This window comes from Saccharopolyspora endophytica (genome assembly GCF_018070075.1).
GTDB classification, from domain to species: Bacteria; Actinomycetota; Actinomycetes; order Mycobacteriales; family Pseudonocardiaceae; genus Saccharopolyspora; species Saccharopolyspora endophytica.
In genome coordinates this window covers 172,837-188,060 of record NZ_JAGPXE010000013.1, presented here as the reverse complement: position 1 = coordinate 188,060, position 15,224 = coordinate 172,837, and the positions used below count along the sequence as shown (strand labels likewise).

Annotated in this window: 15 protein-coding genes and 1 pseudogene; 6 read left to right on the top strand and 10 right to left on the bottom strand. The window is 70.2% G+C overall.

The window, feature by feature from the left end; genetic code table 11:
• Nucleotides 1–16: 16 nt before the first annotated feature.
• Nucleotides 17–721 (bottom strand): annotated as a pseudogene (locus KBO27_RS26705) (ATP-dependent DNA ligase); the annotation flags it as partial.
• A 55-nt stretch (nt 722–776) separates the two neighbouring features.
• On the opposite strand from KBO27_RS26705, the gene KBO27_RS26700 reads away from it, so the two are divergent.
• Genes KBO27_RS26700 through KBO27_RS26685 form a run of 4 tightly spaced genes read left to right on the top strand, consistent with a single transcriptional unit; the run spans nt 777 to nt 6,263 of the window.
• Nucleotides 777–2,264, top strand: coding sequence for a tyrosine-type recombinase/integrase (locus tag KBO27_RS26700; RefSeq protein ID WP_210972595.1), 1,488 nt, complete (start codon nt 777–779; stop codon nt 2,262–2,264).
• Nucleotides 2,261–4,069 carry a hypothetical protein gene (locus KBO27_RS26695; protein WP_210972594.1) on the top strand — a complete coding sequence of 603 codons (1,809 nt, stop codon included), beginning with the start codon at nt 2,261–2,263 and terminating at the stop codon, nt 4,067–4,069. The genes KBO27_RS26700 and KBO27_RS26695 overlap by 4 nt, the downstream gene beginning before the upstream one ends.
• Nucleotides 4,066–5,874: a site-specific integrase gene (locus KBO27_RS26690; protein WP_210972593.1), complete on the top strand. Its 1,809-nt coding sequence runs from the start codon at nt 4,066–4,068 to the stop codon at nt 5,872–5,874. Before KBO27_RS26695 ends, KBO27_RS26690 begins: the two co-directional genes overlap by 4 nt.
• Nucleotides 5,871–6,263, top strand: coding sequence for a hypothetical protein (locus tag KBO27_RS26685; protein WP_210972592.1), 393 nt, complete (start codon nt 5,871–5,873; stop codon nt 6,261–6,263). Before KBO27_RS26690 ends, KBO27_RS26685 begins: the two co-directional genes overlap by 4 nt.
• Here KBO27_RS26685 and ku read toward each other — a convergent pair.
• Nucleotides 6,260–7,012, bottom strand: coding sequence for a non-homologous end joining protein Ku (ku, locus tag KBO27_RS26680; protein ID WP_210972591.1), 753 nt, complete (start codon nt 7,010–7,012; stop codon nt 6,260–6,262). The two genes, KBO27_RS26685 and ku, sit on opposite strands and share 4 nt — an antisense overlap.
• A 522-nt stretch (nt 7,013–7,534) precedes the next feature.
• Here ku and KBO27_RS26675 point away from each other — a divergent pair.
• A complete protein-coding gene (locus tag KBO27_RS26675; RefSeq protein WP_210972590.1) occupies nt 7,535–7,846 on the top strand; it encodes a hypothetical protein in 312 nt (103 codons plus the stop codon).
• Nucleotides 7,847–7,982: 136 nt separating this feature from the next.
• On the top strand, nt 7,983–8,267 hold the full coding sequence (locus KBO27_RS26670) for a hypothetical protein (protein WP_210972589.1): 285 nt from the start codon (nt 7,983–7,985) through the stop codon (nt 8,265–8,267).
• On the opposite strand, the gene KBO27_RS26665 is transcribed toward KBO27_RS26670, so the two are convergent.
• The 8 genes from KBO27_RS26665 to KBO27_RS26630 all read right to left on the bottom strand — a co-directional run bounded on the left by KBO27_RS26665 (nt 8,268) and on the right by KBO27_RS26630 (nt 15,221).
• Complete coding sequence (locus KBO27_RS26665) at nt 8,268–8,573, bottom strand: hypothetical protein (protein ID WP_210972588.1); 306 nt, start codon at nt 8,571–8,573, stop codon at nt 8,268–8,270.
• 879 nt (nt 8,574–9,452) lie between these two features.
• Entirely contained in the window at nt 9,453–9,701 is a 249-nt protein-coding gene (locus tag KBO27_RS26660) for a hypothetical protein (RefSeq protein ID WP_210972587.1), read from the bottom strand.
• A 66-nt stretch (nt 9,702–9,767) separates the two neighbouring features.
• Nucleotides 9,768–10,139, bottom strand: a complete 372-nt coding sequence (locus KBO27_RS26655) for a WhiB family transcriptional regulator (protein WP_210972586.1) — start codon at nt 10,137–10,139, stop codon at nt 9,768–9,770.
• Nucleotides 10,136–10,837 (bottom strand): GGDEF domain-containing protein, encoded by a 702-nt coding sequence (locus tag KBO27_RS26650; protein ID WP_210972585.1) that lies wholly within the window; start codon nt 10,835–10,837, stop codon nt 10,136–10,138. The genes KBO27_RS26655 and KBO27_RS26650 overlap by 4 nt, the downstream gene beginning before the upstream one ends.
• Before the next feature lie 47 nt (nt 10,838–10,884).
• On the bottom strand, nt 10,885–11,346 hold the full coding sequence (locus tag KBO27_RS26645; RefSeq protein ID WP_210972584.1) for a thioesterase, FlK family: 462 nt from the start codon (nt 11,344–11,346) through the stop codon (nt 10,885–10,887).
• Between the two features lie 214 nt (nt 11,347–11,560).
• The gene (locus KBO27_RS26640; RefSeq protein ID WP_210972583.1) at nt 11,561–12,214 is read right to left on the bottom strand and encodes a hypothetical protein; all 654 of its coding nucleotides are present in this window, start codon (nt 12,212–12,214) and stop codon (nt 11,561–11,563) included.
• A complete protein-coding gene (locus tag KBO27_RS26635) occupies nt 12,211–14,094 on the bottom strand; it encodes a type IV secretory system conjugative DNA transfer family protein (RefSeq protein ID WP_210972582.1) in 1,884 nt (627 codons plus the stop codon). Before KBO27_RS26635 ends, KBO27_RS26640 begins: the two co-directional genes overlap by 4 nt.
• Nucleotides 14,091–15,221, bottom strand: a complete 1,131-nt coding sequence (locus tag KBO27_RS26630) for a C40 family peptidase (RefSeq protein WP_246538067.1) — start codon at nt 15,219–15,221, stop codon at nt 14,091–14,093. Before KBO27_RS26630 ends, KBO27_RS26635 begins: the two co-directional genes overlap by 4 nt.
• Nucleotides 15,222–15,224: the final 3 nt, after the last annotated feature.

Genomic DNA, 15,224 nt, shown 5'->3' with positions numbered 1-15,224 from the left:
TGCATCAATGTTGCATCTATCCCAATTGGTCCTGGTCGCCCGGCAGGCCGCCGAGGGTGCCCGGTAGCCGCACGGGGTCGAGCCGGGCCGGATCGGCTTTCAGGTGGGCGGCCAGCTCAGCGCGAAGTGCCGCTGGTACGGGCAGCGAGATTCCGGTGATCCGCCATCCCCCGGCGTGGCCTGGCGCTCCGAGCACGAGCGAGTCGGCACCGGAGACGCCGAGGACCGCGGCCTCGGTGGTGAGGGTTCGGCGGATTTTGAGCCAGCCGCACCGACGCCCGTAGCGCGAGGTGCGGGGCTTGGCCACGACACCCTCGACGCCGGTCGCGCCCCAGCTCGGGTCCAGCCATTCGCGAGCGGCGTTGGGGTCGAGGGTGTGGGTGACGAGTTGCAGGTGCGGTCGAGGGTGTGCGAGCAGGTCGGCGAGTGCGGCACGCCGGTCGAGGTAGGACCTGGTGCGAAGGTCCTCATCACCCGTGGCCAGGAGATCGAAGGCCATGTAGATGACGGTGACGTGCTCGCGGGCGCGGCGTGCGGGTCCTGTCTGGAGTGAGGCGAACTCGAGGTGCCCGCCGCGAAGCGCGACCAGTTCCCCATCGAGGACGACGTCGCGGCCGAGGGTGGCGAGGTCCGCAGTGACTTCTGGAAACCGGGTGGTCAGGGCGGTCCGGCCTTGCCGGGATTGCAGCAGTCCGAGTCCAGCGAACGCGATCACCCGGTAGCCGTCGAGTTTCGGTTATGCGCTTTTGAACTGTCCGGTAGTAGCCTCCGCCGTCATGTCGATCATGGGCTGGCGGGTGCACTTCACCCGGAGCGAGCCGGTGCGGCCACGCGAGGACACCGCACTGATGCGGGCGCTTCCCGGGCTGTTCTCGCGCGTACCGGAGGACTCGACCGCGCGTGCACCGGAGGACCAGCCGTTCCTGCTGGGGCCGCGCGGTGAGTACGACGTGGCGCTGAACCGGTATTTCTCGGTGTGGCTGGCGCATTCGCCGTGGAACACGCAGGTCGCGCACGCGAGGGATCTGCGGACGTTCTTCTCGTTCCTGTGGTCAGCGCGCGACGGCCGAGGATGGCGGGACGCCACGGAGGACGACCGGGCGGCCTACGAGTGGTGGCGCCGCCGGGATGAGCGCGGGCCACGAGTGCAGGACTCCACGTGGGATCGAGAGGTCGCCACGGTCAACCAGTTCTACCTGTGGGCCTTCGAGCAGGATCTGGTGCGGGCGAACCCGATCCGGCAGCGCGAAGCAGCGCCGTGGTCGCCGTGGCCGGGCCGGGGAGAAGGACGACAGGTGCCGGCGGAGTCCTCGCACGCTGGGCCGCGGCGGGAGGTGAAGTGGTTGCCTCCGGCCTCGTATCGGCGGTGGCGCAACGTTGGGGTGTGCGGGTTCGACGCCGACGAGCTTCCCCGCAGGGAGTTCCGCGGTCGGTGGGCGGCGCGGAACTGCGCGTTCGCGGACTTGATGGTGCGCACGGGACTGAGGCTGACCGAACAGGCGTCGCTGACGCTGTTCGAGGTGCCGGAGCTGCCCGGCACGGGGTCCGGGATCGTCAACGCCCGCACGGTGCTTCCCGATGCGATCGCCAAGGGCGGGTCCGGGCGGGCGATCTACGTGCCGATCTCGGTGCTGCGGGACGTGCGGGATTACCTGGAGTGGGACCGCCGGGAGATCGTCGAGGAGGCTCGGCAGCGCGGCGCCTACACCCCGACCAGCCGGTCGTTGCTGGTGGAGGATCCGGCGAAGCCGCGGGTGCGGCTCGGTGGCCGCTGGGTTGGGGTGGACCGGCTGAGCCCGGGTGAGCGGCGGCGTCTTCTGATGGCCACCGAGCAGGGGTGGGAACCGGCGATGCTGTGGCTCAACCAGCATGGGATGCCGATGTCGGTGTCGGGCTGGCGGCAGGTGTTCGCCGAGGCCAACGCCCGGTGCGCAGGTCAGGGTGTGGACCTGTCAGCGACCCCGCACATGCTGCGCCACTCGTTCGCGGTGATCACGCTGGAATTGCTGTGGCGCGGCCACATTCAGGCCCTGGGCGAGCTCAACGAAGGCCAGCGGCTGACCTACCAGCGCGTGTTCGGTGATCCGTTGAACTGGGTGCGGATCCGGCTGGGCCACACCTCGGTGACGACCACGGCGCTGTACCTGCACACCTTGCAGGAGCTGGAGATGCGTACCCGCCTGGCGCTGGTGCCCGACGGGGCGTGGGAACCACCCGGGTACAGCCCCGAAGGCTGGCAGGAAGGCCCGGAGGTGAGCGCGTGAGTGCGCGTACCGGACGCGGCCAGGTGGCCGCGGTGCCCCGCGGCTTCTACTCCAGTCCGTCGGTGGAGCCCGGCGAGGAGGGCAGCCCGGTGGTGCGGTTCGCCGGTGAAGACGGCCGCGAGCGGGTGTTTCGGTTCGCCGAGCTGCCGCTGGCGGCCCTGCATGCCGACCTCGCGGCGGCCTTCGCGGCGCGCGTGGGCCCGGGTGGCGGGCGACGAACCCAGCGCGCCGCGACCGCGCAGTGGCAGACGCTGCGCCTGTTCCTGGTGGTGCTGGCCGGGCTCGCCGATCCGCCCCTCCGGGTGGAGGAGCTGCGGATCCGGCACCTGGAGCGGCATCGCCTGACGCGGCTGCAGACCTGCAGCGAGAAGACGGCTCGGAAGAACCTGCAGGACCTGATGCTGGTGCTGCGCGAGCTGCCCGCCGCGCGCCTTGATCCCGCCCTGCTCGACTACCTGTGGCAACGCGGTCACGGCCTGGACGTGCAGTCCGACTCGCGGCCGGGGTACTCCGACCGCGAGTTGAGCGCGATCGTGGCCGCGGCACGCTCGGATGTGGCAGCGATCCGGGACCGGATTGCCGCCGGCGAGCGACTCCTGACCCGGTTTACCCAGGAACCGGGCCTACTCACCGACGCCGAGCGAAAGCAGGCCGAGCAGCTGGCGGACATGGCCCGCACCGGCCATGTCCGGGTGGACTACCGGGACATTCCGTTCGGTGAGCAGGCTGCCGCTCGCTCGGCTGCGGCCCGCCAGCTGTTCGTCGTTGACGCCGACCTGGCGCCGTTGATGGTCTACGCCGCCGCGTTGACCGGCCGGAATCCGGAAACGCTGAAGGAGCTGCCCGCCCAGCACCGGGTTCTGGAGGGCCAGGCGGTGGCGTTGACAGTGACCAAGCGGCGACGCGGCAAGGCCAACGCGTTGTCCACCGTGCACTGGAGCACGGCGGCCGACCCACAACGGCAGTTGAGCACCCCGGGCAGCTTCTACCTGCTGCTACACCAGTTGATGGCCCGCAGCCGGGCCTTTTCCGGAACGAGCTCGGTGTGGTCGATCTGGGCGGGCACCGGACGGGGCCGGTACCTGCACGTCGACACGGCCGGGCATATCGGCCCGTTCGACGCTGAACTCGCCCGCAAGCTCAAGCTCGGCGACTGGGCACGCCGTCACGGTCTGGTCGACGACGCGGGCGCGCCGCTGGAACTGCTGCTCACCCGCATCAGGAAGACGGTCGAGGTCCGCACCGCCAAGGCGGTGGGTGGGCACTTGCCGTCAGCTCGGCTGACCAACACCGCGGAAACGTCCTACGCCCACTACCTGCGCCACGACCCCTTCATCACCGAGTGGGCCGCCGAGGTACTCACCGACGCGATCACCGATGCCGAACAGCACGCCCGCACTGTGGCGGTCCACCCGGCCAACCCGCAGCCCGAGCGCGTGCCGGAGCACACCTGGCGGCAGGCCCACGCCGGAGAACTGGACACGCTGGTCACGTCCTGCCTGGACATCACCACCGGGCCCGATGGCGGCGGTCAGTGCCGCGAATCGTTCCTGACCTGCCTGCACTGCCCGAACGCGCTGGTCCTGGAACGGCACCTGCCCGCGTTGCTGGCGCTGCAAGACCGCCTGCAAGCCGACCTGGATCGCTACGACGCCGAGCACTGGGCCCGTCGGCATGGCCAGACCTGGCAGATCATCACCACCGGGATCCTGCCCCGCTTCAGTGCCGCCCAGCGCGCTGCCGCAGCGCAGCACAAGCCCACGTTGCCGCTGGATCTTCTCGACGGCCCCAGGGAGGCGCAATGACCACCGCTTCCACTGCGACAGCGTCGTGGCGGGGGCAGATCCAGGTGCTGGCCACCCGTCGGCTGCACGCTCGCGCCACGTTGGCCGACAGCTCTCTGTTCATCGACGACGTGTGGGATCTGACGCCGGCGTTGCTGCGCGTCGACATCGGGTCGCGCAAGCTCGACTTCACCACCGTGCCTGCGGAGTTCGTGGAACCGGTCAAACGCCTGTGCCTGGCGCTGCTGACCTGCGATCGGCCGCCCGGGGAGCCGAAGCTGTCGATCGCGAGCATCTACAGCTACTTCACCCTCCTCCGCACGTTCCTGCACTGGCTCCACGACCACGGCCACACCCTGACTGATCTCGATGAGCAGCAGCTCGGCGACTACCACGACGAACTGGTGGCCCAGCGGCTGTCCGCGAACCACATCCGAGGGCACCGCCGGGCGATCCGGATGCTGTGGCTCTACCGCGCCCGGCTCGGAGAGCAGCACCTGCGCAGCGATCCCGCACGCATCGCCCTCTGGCGGGCGTGGTCGCGATCCCAGCGTCGCGTGCGGGAGAACACCACCGACCGGATCCCCGAGACCGTGATCGGGCCGCTGATGACCTGGGCGATGCGGTGGGTCGACGACTTCGCCGACGACATCCTCACCGCCCGCCAGGCCGACCGGATCGAGCAGGACATGCTGGCCACCATCACCGACCTGCTCGGAAGCCCACCACGACACGCGAGGCTGTCGCGCCAGCGCGCCGGACGGCTGGCTCGGCTGCTGCAGATCGCATGCTGGATCGTGATCGCCTACCTGTCCGGGATGCGGGACTCCGAGATCAAGCACCTCCAGCGCGGCTGCGTCACCGTGCAGCGTGACCCCACCGGCCGCATCTACCGGCACCGCCTGCACAGCCTCGCCTTCAAGGGCGAACGGCCCGAAGGCGTTCCCGCCACCTGGATCGTCACCGCACCCGTGGCGCGGGCCGTAGCTGTCCTCGAACGACTCCACCCCGCCGAGCAGCCCTACCTGTTCGCCCTCCCACCCGAGGCACCAAACCGCGGGCAGCACGGCCGCCTGGTCACCAACTCGACGACCGGCCGTCACCTCGACGAGTTCATCGCCTGGATCAACGGCTACGTCGCCGCCCACGACCGCACGGACGGCATCGCTGATCACGGGCGGCCAGTGCACCTGGCTCCCCGTCAGTTCCGGCGCACGCTGGCCTGGTTCATCGCGCGCCGCCCGGGCGGCACCATCGCCGGGGCCCTGCAGTACCGCCACCAGCGGATCCAGATGTTCGAGGGCTACGCCGGCACCAGCGCCTCGGGGTTTCGCGACGAAGTCGCCGCCGAGGACGCACTGGCCCGCGGCCAGTTCCTCGCCGACACCAGCACCGAAACGGCCCAGCTCACCGGACCTGCCGCGGCCGAGGCCCAGCAACGCCTGGCCGAGTTCGCCCGGCACGCCGTGTTCGAAGGCCGGGTCGTCACCGACGAAGCACGGCTGGCACGGATCATGGCCCGCCACGACCCGCACCTGTATCCCGGAACCTTCATCACCTGCGTCTACAACCCCGACCGGGCCCTGTGCCGACGCAAGAACAACGACACCGAACAGGGCCCGGTGATGGGCGATTGCCAGCCGCTGGCCTGCCGCAACACCACGCTCACGCCCGACAACCGCGACACGCTCGCGCACCGCCTGGCCGAGCTCGACCAGGCCCTGGCCGACGGTGACCGCCTGGCGCCCTACGTGCGCCACCGCCTACAGCAGCAACACGACGAGCTCGCCGAGTTCCTCGCCCGCCACACCCCGGAGACCTCGTGAAACGCCCCCTGCCCACCGCCGAGACCGTCCGCGCCGCGATGGACACCGTCCTCGCCGAAGCCGCCGCCAACGGGCGCTGCCCCACCATCACCGCCGTGCAGCGCCACCTCGGGATCGCTCACGCGACGTTCTACCGCCACTACCAAGACCTGATCACCGACTACTTCCAACCGCGCGCTCGCGCCGCGATCGAGCCCAGCGCACCGGCCACCGGCGCACCCGAGAACGCCGAGGCCACGGTGCAGCGGCTCCGCCGCGAGAACACCGACCTGCGCCGCACCATCGACCTCTACGCCGACACCATCCGGCGGCTCACCCTGGACAACGAGGCCCTTCGCCGCGGCGGCACCGTCACGCCACTGCCTGCTCACGCTCGCCACCGGAACTAGGCGCCACGACGGCGGGACGTGGCCGACTCCAGGCTGGCCCGCAGTGCACGTTCGAGATCGCTCACGGACGTGGGTTCGGGCGGGGCGGGAGCCGCCGCGGGCAGCGCGCCTTGAGCCTTGGCCTGGAGGAGCTGCTCAACCTGGACGGCGTAGGTGTCCTCGTAGTCCTGGGGTTTCCAGGGGCCGCTCATCGCGTTGATCACCGTGGTGGCGGCCTGCAGCTCGTCTTCGCTCGGCTCTTCGCCGGAGGTGGACCGGCCGAGCACGGCGGTGGGATCGCGGAGCTCATCGGGCCAGCGCAGTGTGGTCAACGCCAGTGCATGCTCGTCAGCACGGACCAGCGCGAGATGTTGCCGGCCGCGGAGCACGCACGTGGCGATGCCTGCTCGGTTGGTTTGGGACATGGCCTGGTGCAGCAGGGTGTAGGGACGCCGGTGATCGGACGTGTCGGGCGCGAGCCAGTAGGTCCGGCCGAAGAAGGCCGGGTTGATCTCGTCGACGTCGACGAACGCCGTGATGGAAATCGATCGCGAGCGGCCGGGCGCGATCTCGTCGAGCTCGGAGTCCTCGACGGTCACGACCCGTCCCTGCACCGTTCGGCCTTTGACGATCTCGTAGTAGTCGACCTCGCGGCCGGTGCGTTCGTTGATCCGCTGATAGCGGATCCGGTCGGTGGTACCGCGTTCGTACTGGTGGAACCGGACCGTGTGGTCCTCAGTCGCGGTGAACAACTGGACGGGCAAGGTCACCAGGCCGAGCAAACGACAGCACGCCGCCCCAGACGGGCGTTGCCATCGCCGATCACCTCCCCTCCGAGGAGAACCTGCACGACATCGAACGACCCCGCCTGAAGGGAGGTACAGGCAGGGCCGATAACTGGGCCCGCCTGGGGGCGGGTCATCGTCGATGTCAGTGGACTGGCGGACAACCGACGGCGCCAGCGGCCGTGGCTGTCCTTCCGCCCGCCCAGGCAGGCAACGTCAGTCTTCGACAATGAACGTGAGGCGTGAAGAGCCGAAAGACCTTGGTCGGGGCACAGCCTGCGCACAACCGCGCACGCGCACACCGTGGTGCACTCAGATTCGCCCACTAGTGCGTGTGTAAACCGTTCGGGTCTGGCACCCTGGTGCCAAGGCGCCGGGCTCAAGAGGGGGAGTTACGTACCCGCCGCTCGGCCACGTAACCGTGTGACTGCGGCCCCGCCCGCAGGAAGCCACACCGGTGCGTGGGAGGACCTGACCAAGGGCAATGCGCGCCGAAGAGGCGACTCGATGACGACCCTGGACTCCCCGCAACACATCAACCTGGACGACACCACCTTCTGCCCGCCCGCGGCCAGCTGCGAAGTCTGTGGCGCCCGGAGCTTCCTCACCTGCGTGATCGTCGAATCCCCACCCGGGGTGTTGTGCGTGACGGAGTGCCCGCAGTGCCGGGCCTGCCACCGCATGCCCGCCTGGAGCGGGCCCGACTGCGCCACACGAGCCGGTGAGCACTGCGCCCACCTCGGCATCACCCGCAGCGAGATGACCCTGGCCCGCGCCCGCGAGGGCCTCACCGACCGGCCCTTCCGGCTCCCGGCCTAAGCCAGCCTTTCCCGCCCGGGTCCCGGCCTCATGTCGTTGAGCCCGTCACCCAGAGCACGGCGACGGGTTCGACAGCGATGAGGCCAGGCTGGTTACCTGTCGCCCCGATCACTCGAACCGATGGAGGCAGGAACCCATGACGTTGGAAACGGCTCCCGGGGGCCCGGGACGGGCCGAGTTGATGTGTGTCGGCTCGACCGGCGGACTGTCGATCCACCTGCTGGATCCCGTGGCGCAGGAGGTGCTGTGTCGTGGCCTGCGAACCGACACGGTCAGGATGGGCCCGGGGTTGGCTCCGTTCGAGCTCAACGGGTGCGCACGCTGCGCGTCCTCGGCCAGCGATCGTGGCTACGACGTCGTGGTCGGCTACGACGGTGCCCATGTGCCGCTGCCGGGATTCCAGCCGGTCTCCGCTGGCTGATCACCGGCCGCGCCTGCGCCGCGCGGTGACCCGATGACCAGGCATCTGGTCCCAGTACGAGGTGTCGGTCGAGCACTCACCCGCCAGCCACGCCGCGGTGTGGCCCACCTCCTCGGCCAACTCGGCTGGGGCGCACACCGCGCGAAGGATCCGGCTGAACTCCTCACGCCTGGCGCGATCGGCGTCGGTGAACCCGCCATTTTCCTGGCGAGCCCAATACTCCTGCTCGGCCTCGAGACGGTCCAGCAGCTCGCCTCGGGTGAGGTGGTTGAGGTCTGCCCAGGTGAGGTGGTTGCACTCGGCCATCAGCGACCCCTTCCCACTGCTTGGAATCAAGCATACGGCCCTGACGTGGGTCTTTGTCCTATGTTCAGGGTCTGGGTGATCCGGGGGTCCTCCGCCGCGACTTCACACCCTGGGGCCCGTGGCTCGGGTGGGTGATGTACGCGAGGCGAGTTTGCTGGCTGGGGCTGCTGGGGTCGACAGTGGCGTTGTGCGGATCGTGCGGGTCTCGTCTGTCCCAACCTCACGGGTGAGCGTTCCATGTAGTCGCGCGCGATCCGCATGCGCGTGAGCTCGGAGCCAGGGGGTCCAGGCTCCGTGTTCCTCCCATACCGGTGGGCGTGATCGCTTCGGAGATCGCGCCCACCGGCATGACTGGCCCCGGCTGATCCACAAAGCGCGCGGGATCCGGTAGTTCGAAGTCGCGCTGGGCGCGTCACCAGCAGCCGGTGCGCAGCGCGTAATCCGGGTCGATGAGGGTGCGGGCGGCCACAAGGAGGTCGTCGAGGTCCGGGAAATCGCCGCTCAACTGCACAGGTCTGGGCATTCCTACAGGTGGATCGGGCAACAGATCGGCGTCACCGCCCAGGCAGTCGAGGGCTTCGTGAAGTACCACCACCGACGTGCGACGAATCCGTAGCAGGCACGGGCTCGGCGACAGTACACGGCACGTTGACAAGAGCGGATAGCGGACAGCTTCTGAACCCTGTCGATAATTTGGGCTCGAACGCCCACCGGTCGCGGTCGCTGGGAACCTCTTGGGCGCGAGCGGCCACGGCCACCGGAATCGGCGGATGCAGAGCAACCACCCTGGTCAGCCTGCCCCTGCCGTGCGCTGCTCGCCGGATGACCCGGAAGGCGATCTCGGTACCTCACGCCGGGCCGGCAACCCGGTGGGCGGGGCTACTTGTTCGGCGCCGAGCGGGACTGCCGTAGCCGGTAGACGGTGCGGCCGGTGGCGAACGCGGCGACCAGGCCCGCGGTGAGCAGGAACGCCCGCGGGTCAATGGTGGCCCCCAGCAGAATCGTCAGCAGGAACATCACCACCAGCGACGGGGTGATTCGCCACGGGTCGTGCGGCAGCTTGAAGGCCAGGAACACGGCGAAACCGACGGCCGCGACGTCGATGATGATGAGCAGCCAGATCGGCATCGTGCTCCCCTTGACGATCCTGTACGGGCGATCGCGTGCGCGACCCCGCCGGGCGCCACTATCTCACTAGTTGCTGGAGCAGTAGCGCCTGGCGGGCAGCAGGTCTGACTCGCCTGACTCGGTGAGCAGCGTGCGCACGAGGTCGACGTCGTCCGGCGGGCGGTGCTCGGGCACGAGCCCGGCCTCGCGCCACCGCGCCAGCAGCCGCTCCCGCGCGCGAGGGGTGAGCCCGCCGCGGATTCCGTGCTGCTCGGACAACGGCCGCACCAGCTCGGCGGACAGGCATTCAGTCCACACCGGACATCTCGCGCAGAACTCGGTCGCACGGCGCTGCCGCCAGCGGGTCTGGTCCACTGGTTCGTCGTAGTCGTCGGGGCCGAACCACAGCTCGAGCATCGTGCCGTGGCACGCCGCGCGGTCCTCCCAGTGTGCGCTCATCGCTGGTTCACCTCCTGTGTCGCGGGCCCGAATGCACGGGCTTCTTGGCGGGGCGCGGGGCACAGTGCGGGTAAGGCGGCTGCGTGGGAGCGCGGCGAGCACACGCGCCATCCGCCGCCCTGCCGGGTGGATTTGGCCTCGTACATGGCCAGGTCGGCCGCGACCAGTGCGTCCGAGAGCCCGGCCTGGCGGCCGAGGGTGCTGATGCCGAGCGAGACCCCGACCTGGAGCAGGCCCGCGTTGGTGGTCGGGATTGGCGTGGTCAGCGCGGAGACCAGCGCGTCGAGGTCACCGGGACGGAGTCCGGGGGTGACGAAGGCCAGCTCGTCACCGCCGATCCGGCCGACGACGGCCAGGTGGCCGAGCTGGGTTTTCAACCGGGTGGCCACGGTGCGCAGCACCTCGTCGCCGACCTGGTGGCCGTGGGTGTCGTTGACGGCCTTGAATCCGTCCAGGTCGACCAGGCCGACCGTGCAGTCTCGGTGGCGCAGCGCCGCTTGGGCGGCCGGCTCGAAGGCCGCTCGGGTGAGCAGTCCGGTGACGGGGTCACGGTGGGCGCGGTGCAGCTGGCGCGTGCGGGCGTGCAGCCGGGTGGCGGTGAGCATCCACCCGGCTGCGGCGGTGGCCGCGGCCGCGCCGAGGGCCGTCGTCGAGCGGGACGAGGACGGTGCAGCGGGGCGCCATTCGAGGAAGATCATGGTCGGGCTCCCTGTGCGTCGTTGTGCTGGTCACGTGCTGGTTTTCCTCACATCCGCGCGCGAAGCCGTCGGTAGAACCGCGCGCGATTCGGGGTGGCCACCTCGTGGTGCAAGACGCCGGCCTGCTGACCGGTAGCGACGTTGACCGCACGCACGGTCCACAGCTGCTTTCCGCCGCCCTCGGGCACATAGGTGCGGTAGACCTCGATGCGCACCTGCTGGCCCGGCAGGGTCGGTGCAGTGTGCTCGTAGACGCCGCCGCAGCCGACCAGCGCGCGTTCGTCGGGCACGTGCGGAGCGACGACTTCCCAGGTCGCGTCCTCCAACATCGCGATCAGCGATCCGGTGGCCCACACCTGTTCTCCGCGGCTGGCGAGCAGGCTGCCGGGCAGGATCTCCGGGACGGTGTGCTCGACGCCGATGACGCGGTGCGCGGTGTGCAGGGGCGTCGGCTCGGCGGCGCGGATGGCACGGCGAGCGGTGTAGGAGCGCGTGTCGTAGTCGGTCATGACGGGATCTCCACGAGTGCTGGTGCGAACGGATTGACGGTGGCGCTGGGGTTTTCACGCAGTCCTGGTTGGCAGGGATCGCGCCAGGACACCTCGCAGTCGGGGCAGAACCACCGCAGCAACGGGTGCGGCAGCCAGCGGGTGGGTACCTGGCATTCCGGGCAGCGCGGTCCTGGTGCTGGACGAGGACTGGATTGGCGTGGAGCGGTGGCGGTCATGACGCTTCCTTTCTGACGTGCGCTTCTTCGGATGTGGCTTGGGTAAAGCGGTCAGGGCGGACGCTGGCCCCGGCGGGGCGGTGTCGTCCGTCGATGCAGTGCGCGTGGGTCCACTCGTTGAGCCGGGCGGCGAAACCGGGCCGCCAGGTGTGATGCCAGTACTGGGCGTCGCGCACGTTGGCGGTGGCGCCGACGTTGGCCCGCCGCCAGCTGTAGGCGAGCGTGGCGACCTCCATCGCCAGGCCGGGATGCTGGCGCCAGCACTCGGGAATCGGCGTGGCGGGACCACCGGCCAGTCCTACGTAGGTGGCGTTGTACCAGGCCACGAAGTTATCCAGTGTCCAGTTCGGACTGTGTCCGTCCTTGCGGTGCTGGCGGTCCTCGGCCGCGGCCGGCGGGGTGAACACCACCCACGCGGCGGGCCGGTCGTGCTTGTCGTCCTGCTCGTCCTCGTCGCCGGTGTCGCCGTTTTCGAGGGCGTCGATGCGCTCGCGGAGCGAGTTGACCTTCTTGGCCAGCCCGCCGACGACCTCGGTGATCGCGCTGAGCTGCTTGTCCAGCTCCTCGGTGTTGGCCGGATCGTGCTCGCTGGGCTCGTCCGTTGCGGGTTCACGACGGCGGCGGTTCGGGGTGATGTCGTCCTCGCTCACAGCGGCTTCACCTCCTGGTAGGCGGGCGCTGCGGGCTGCGCGGAGCTGGTCAGGGCGTATCCATCCGGGGACACGGGGACCTCGCCGTTGCGCACCGCGTCAACGTCGGCCTTGAGCGACTTCCAGTCGCTGCGGCGCTTGACATCGACCGTGCGGGCCAAGATCGGCTTGAGGTGCCGGTGGAAGACCAGGACGCGGCCGCGGTCGACCGTGCGCACCGCGCCGGGCCGGTAGGTCGGCACGGACTCGGTGCCGACCGAGGTGCGGCCGATGCCGAACAAGCCATCGGATTGCTGCTGGTAGCGCCGCCGCTCGTGGTGGTCGGCGATCGTGGAGATCCACTCCAAGGTCTTGGGGTCCTTGATGCCGCCCCAGAGCGTCAGTGTCGTGGTGTTGTCCAGCAGCTGGCGGCGCCCGTTCTCGCCGTAGAGGGTGTCCAGGTGCGCCAGCGACTGCGCGGCCCAGTGGATGATCACGCCCCGACCTGCCGAATCGGCCAGGATCTCTGGCAGTCGCGGCACCGGCGTGGCGTCGAAGAGCTCGTCGAGGTCGTTGGTGGCCGGAGGATCAAGCCGCCGCGACGGGTACGACAGCGCCATCTCCTGCTCGTTGGTCAGGATGTCCTCGACCAGCGCAGTCAGCACCGGCCGGACCTGGGCGGCCTGGTGCTCCCCGGCGACCAGGAACAGCGACCCCTGATTGCCGATGAACGAGCGAGGATCGAACTCCTCCCCCGGCTTCGGGGAGCACAGCTCGCGCAGGTGCGGGTCCAGCCAGGGCTCGATGACCCGGCGGACGCTGAGCCACACCGCGTCGGAGGTCTCAGCGACCATGCCGATCTCGGAGCGCAGGTTGTCGGCCAGCTCCGGAAAGCCGTGCTGGCGCAGCAGCTCGACCGGCTCCTGGTCCGGCGGTTTGGTGATCGCCCACCGGACGAGGTCGGCGACTCCGCGCCCGGCGTGGGCGGCGGCGAGCAGGTAGGACTGCACGACCATCTTCGCGCGCTCGCGGAACACCTTGTCGTTGCCGCCCACGTTTTCCAGGCCCACCGCTGCGGCATCGACGAGCGTTTCGGCGCGGCGGCGCGCGGTGGTGAACGATTGGCACCCGGTCACCGGCGAGTAGCGGACCTGCGCGGGCCAGTGCACCTGCCCGGTGGTGTCGAAGACCAGCACGGGACCGGCTTCTCGGCGGCGGGTGCGGGCCAGCGCGGCGAACTCGACCAAGTCGGGTTTCGTGGTGCTGCACAGCAGCGCGCCCGGTGCGGCGAGCGCTTTGTGCACAAGATCCGTGCGGGACTTGCCGGATTGGGTGGGTGCGAAGGCGCCGGTGGGGTTTTCCAGCGGTGTGCACATGACCTGGTGGTTCGGGCCGCGGTGCAGTGGTGCGGCGACCTGTTCCAGCGGTGCGCGGCGCCGCTCGCGCGGGCTCAGGCTCGGCCGGGTCCACTCGGCGGTGCGCCGAGCCGCCTCCAGGGAGAGCTCGCGGCGGATGTCCTCCCGGCTGGCGTGACCGGGCTGCGATGGGCCGAACCGGCGCCAGGCCAGCCCGGCCACCGTGGCCAGGACAGCCACCGCGGTCGCGATGATCGCCAGCGTGACCGTCCAGTACAGGCCCGGCCGCCCGGCCAGCGCCGGGGCCCACGGTGCTCCGAGGCCCGCAGCCGGATCGGCGGGGTTGCCGAGCACGGCGAACACCCCGGACACCCAGGTGTCGAAGCCGGGCATCTGCCAGGGGCCACCGGCGACCACGGTGGCGGCTGCGGCGCCGGCCATGAGCCCGGCGGCCAGGGCCAGCAGTGCGCCGAGCACGGAAACCAGCACGCCCATCAGCGCGAGGTCGCGATCGGCGGTGGGTGCAATGCGGTGGTTGCTGCTCATGCCTGCGGACTCCCTTGCGGTGGTGGCGGTGTGGTGGGTTCGGCGATTCGCCGGATGGACACGACCTGGGGCGCCCACGCATCGAGGCGTTCGAGGATCACGCCGGTGGAGGAGTCGTAGGCGTTGACGATCACGCCGTGGCCGGCGTACATGCCCACGTGCCGCGGATCGGACGGGGAGCCGAGCGAGCCGGGGATGAACACCAGGTCACCGGGCTGGATTTCGGCGAGTGATCCGACGGCGCGGCCGTCGTCCTTCTGGCCGTAGGTGCCCGCCGAGATCGGTACCCCGGCGCGAGCCCACGCGGCCTGCATCAACCCGGAGCAGTCGAAGGCATCCGGGCCCTTCGCGCCCCACACGTACGGGGCGCCGAGCTTGCTCAGCGCGAACTCCACGGCCGCGCGCTGCTTCGGGTCACTCGGCAGCTGGAAGCCCGGCGGGAGCTTGGCCGGATCGAGCGGGATGTTCGATGCGCCCTGGTCCGGGCAGCCCAGCGCGGACTGGCTGGCCGACGCCTGCTGGGCCGTATCCCCGCCGCTCGGCGGCGGGACCGGGTTGTCCGGGCCGGTCCAGAACTTGTCCATCAGCTGGCTGGCGGGCTGTTCCTGCGGGGCGTAGCGGTCGGGGAACGCCGATGCCTGCACCTTCTGCTGGGTCACGCCCGGCGGCATGGTGTGCCAGCCGTCGAGTTGCACCAGGTGGTCGAGGAACTTCCCGGTGGCGTAGGCGGGGTTGGTGACTTCCTCCGGCGAACCCCAGCCCATCGACGGGCGCTGCTGAAACAGCCCCAGCGAGTCGCGGTCTCCGTAGTGGACGTTGATCAGCCGGGACTCGACGATCGCGGTGGAAATCGCCAGGACCGCGGCCCGTTTGGGAAGGTGGCGCTGCTGGACCACCGAGGTGATGGTCTGGGCGTTGGTCATCTGCTCGCCGGACCACTGCTGGTCGCCGACCTGCTGCCCGCCCCCGCCGGGGCCGCCGTCGCCGTGGCAGCCGCCGAACGCGATGCCCAGGCTCCCGGAGACCGCCAGGACCGCGACCCCGACCATCGCCGCAGGCATGACGATGAAGGCCGTCAGCGCGACGGCGACCATCGACCACACGGTGCCCTTGCTCGACCCCGACATGGC

Bases quoted from the DNA above. Each gene is read 5' to 3' on its own strand.
- KBO27_RS26700 (WP_210972595.1), top strand. From the start codon at position 777: ATGTCGATCATGGGCTGGCGGGTGCACTTCACCCGGAGCGAGCCGGTG.
- KBO27_RS26690 (WP_210972593.1), top strand. From the start codon at position 4,066: ATGACCACCGCTTCCACTGCGACAGCGTCGTGGCGGGGGCAGATCCAG.
- KBO27_RS26675 (WP_210972590.1), top strand. From the start codon at position 7,535: ATGACGACCCTGGACTCCCCGCAACACATCAACCTGGACGACACCACC.
- KBO27_RS26670 (WP_210972589.1), top strand. From the start codon at position 7,983: ATGACGTTGGAAACGGCTCCCGGGGGCCCGGGACGGGCCGAGTTGATG.
- KBO27_RS26665 (WP_210972588.1), bottom strand. From the start codon at position 8,573: ATGGCCGAGTGCAACCACCTCACCTGGGCAGACCTCAACCACCTCACC.
- KBO27_RS26660 (WP_210972587.1), bottom strand. From the start codon at position 9,701: ATGCCGATCTGGCTGCTCATCATCATCGACGTCGCGGCCGTCGGTTTC.
- KBO27_RS26655 (WP_210972586.1), bottom strand. From the start codon at position 10,139: ATGAGCGCACACTGGGAGGACCGCGCGGCGTGCCACGGCACGATGCTC.
- KBO27_RS26650 (WP_210972585.1), bottom strand. From the start codon at position 10,837: ATGATCTTCCTCGAATGGCGCCCCGCTGCACCGTCCTCGTCCCGCTCG.
- KBO27_RS26645 (WP_210972584.1), bottom strand. From the start codon at position 11,346: ATGACCGACTACGACACGCGCTCCTACACCGCTCGCCGTGCCATCCGC.
- KBO27_RS26635 (WP_210972582.1), bottom strand. From the start codon at position 14,094: ATGAGCAGCAACCACCGCATTGCACCCACCGCCGATCGCGACCTCGCG.
- KBO27_RS26630 (WP_246538067.1), bottom strand. From the start codon at position 15,221: ATGTCGGGGTCGAGCAAGGGCACCGTGTGGTCGATGGTCGCCGTCGCG.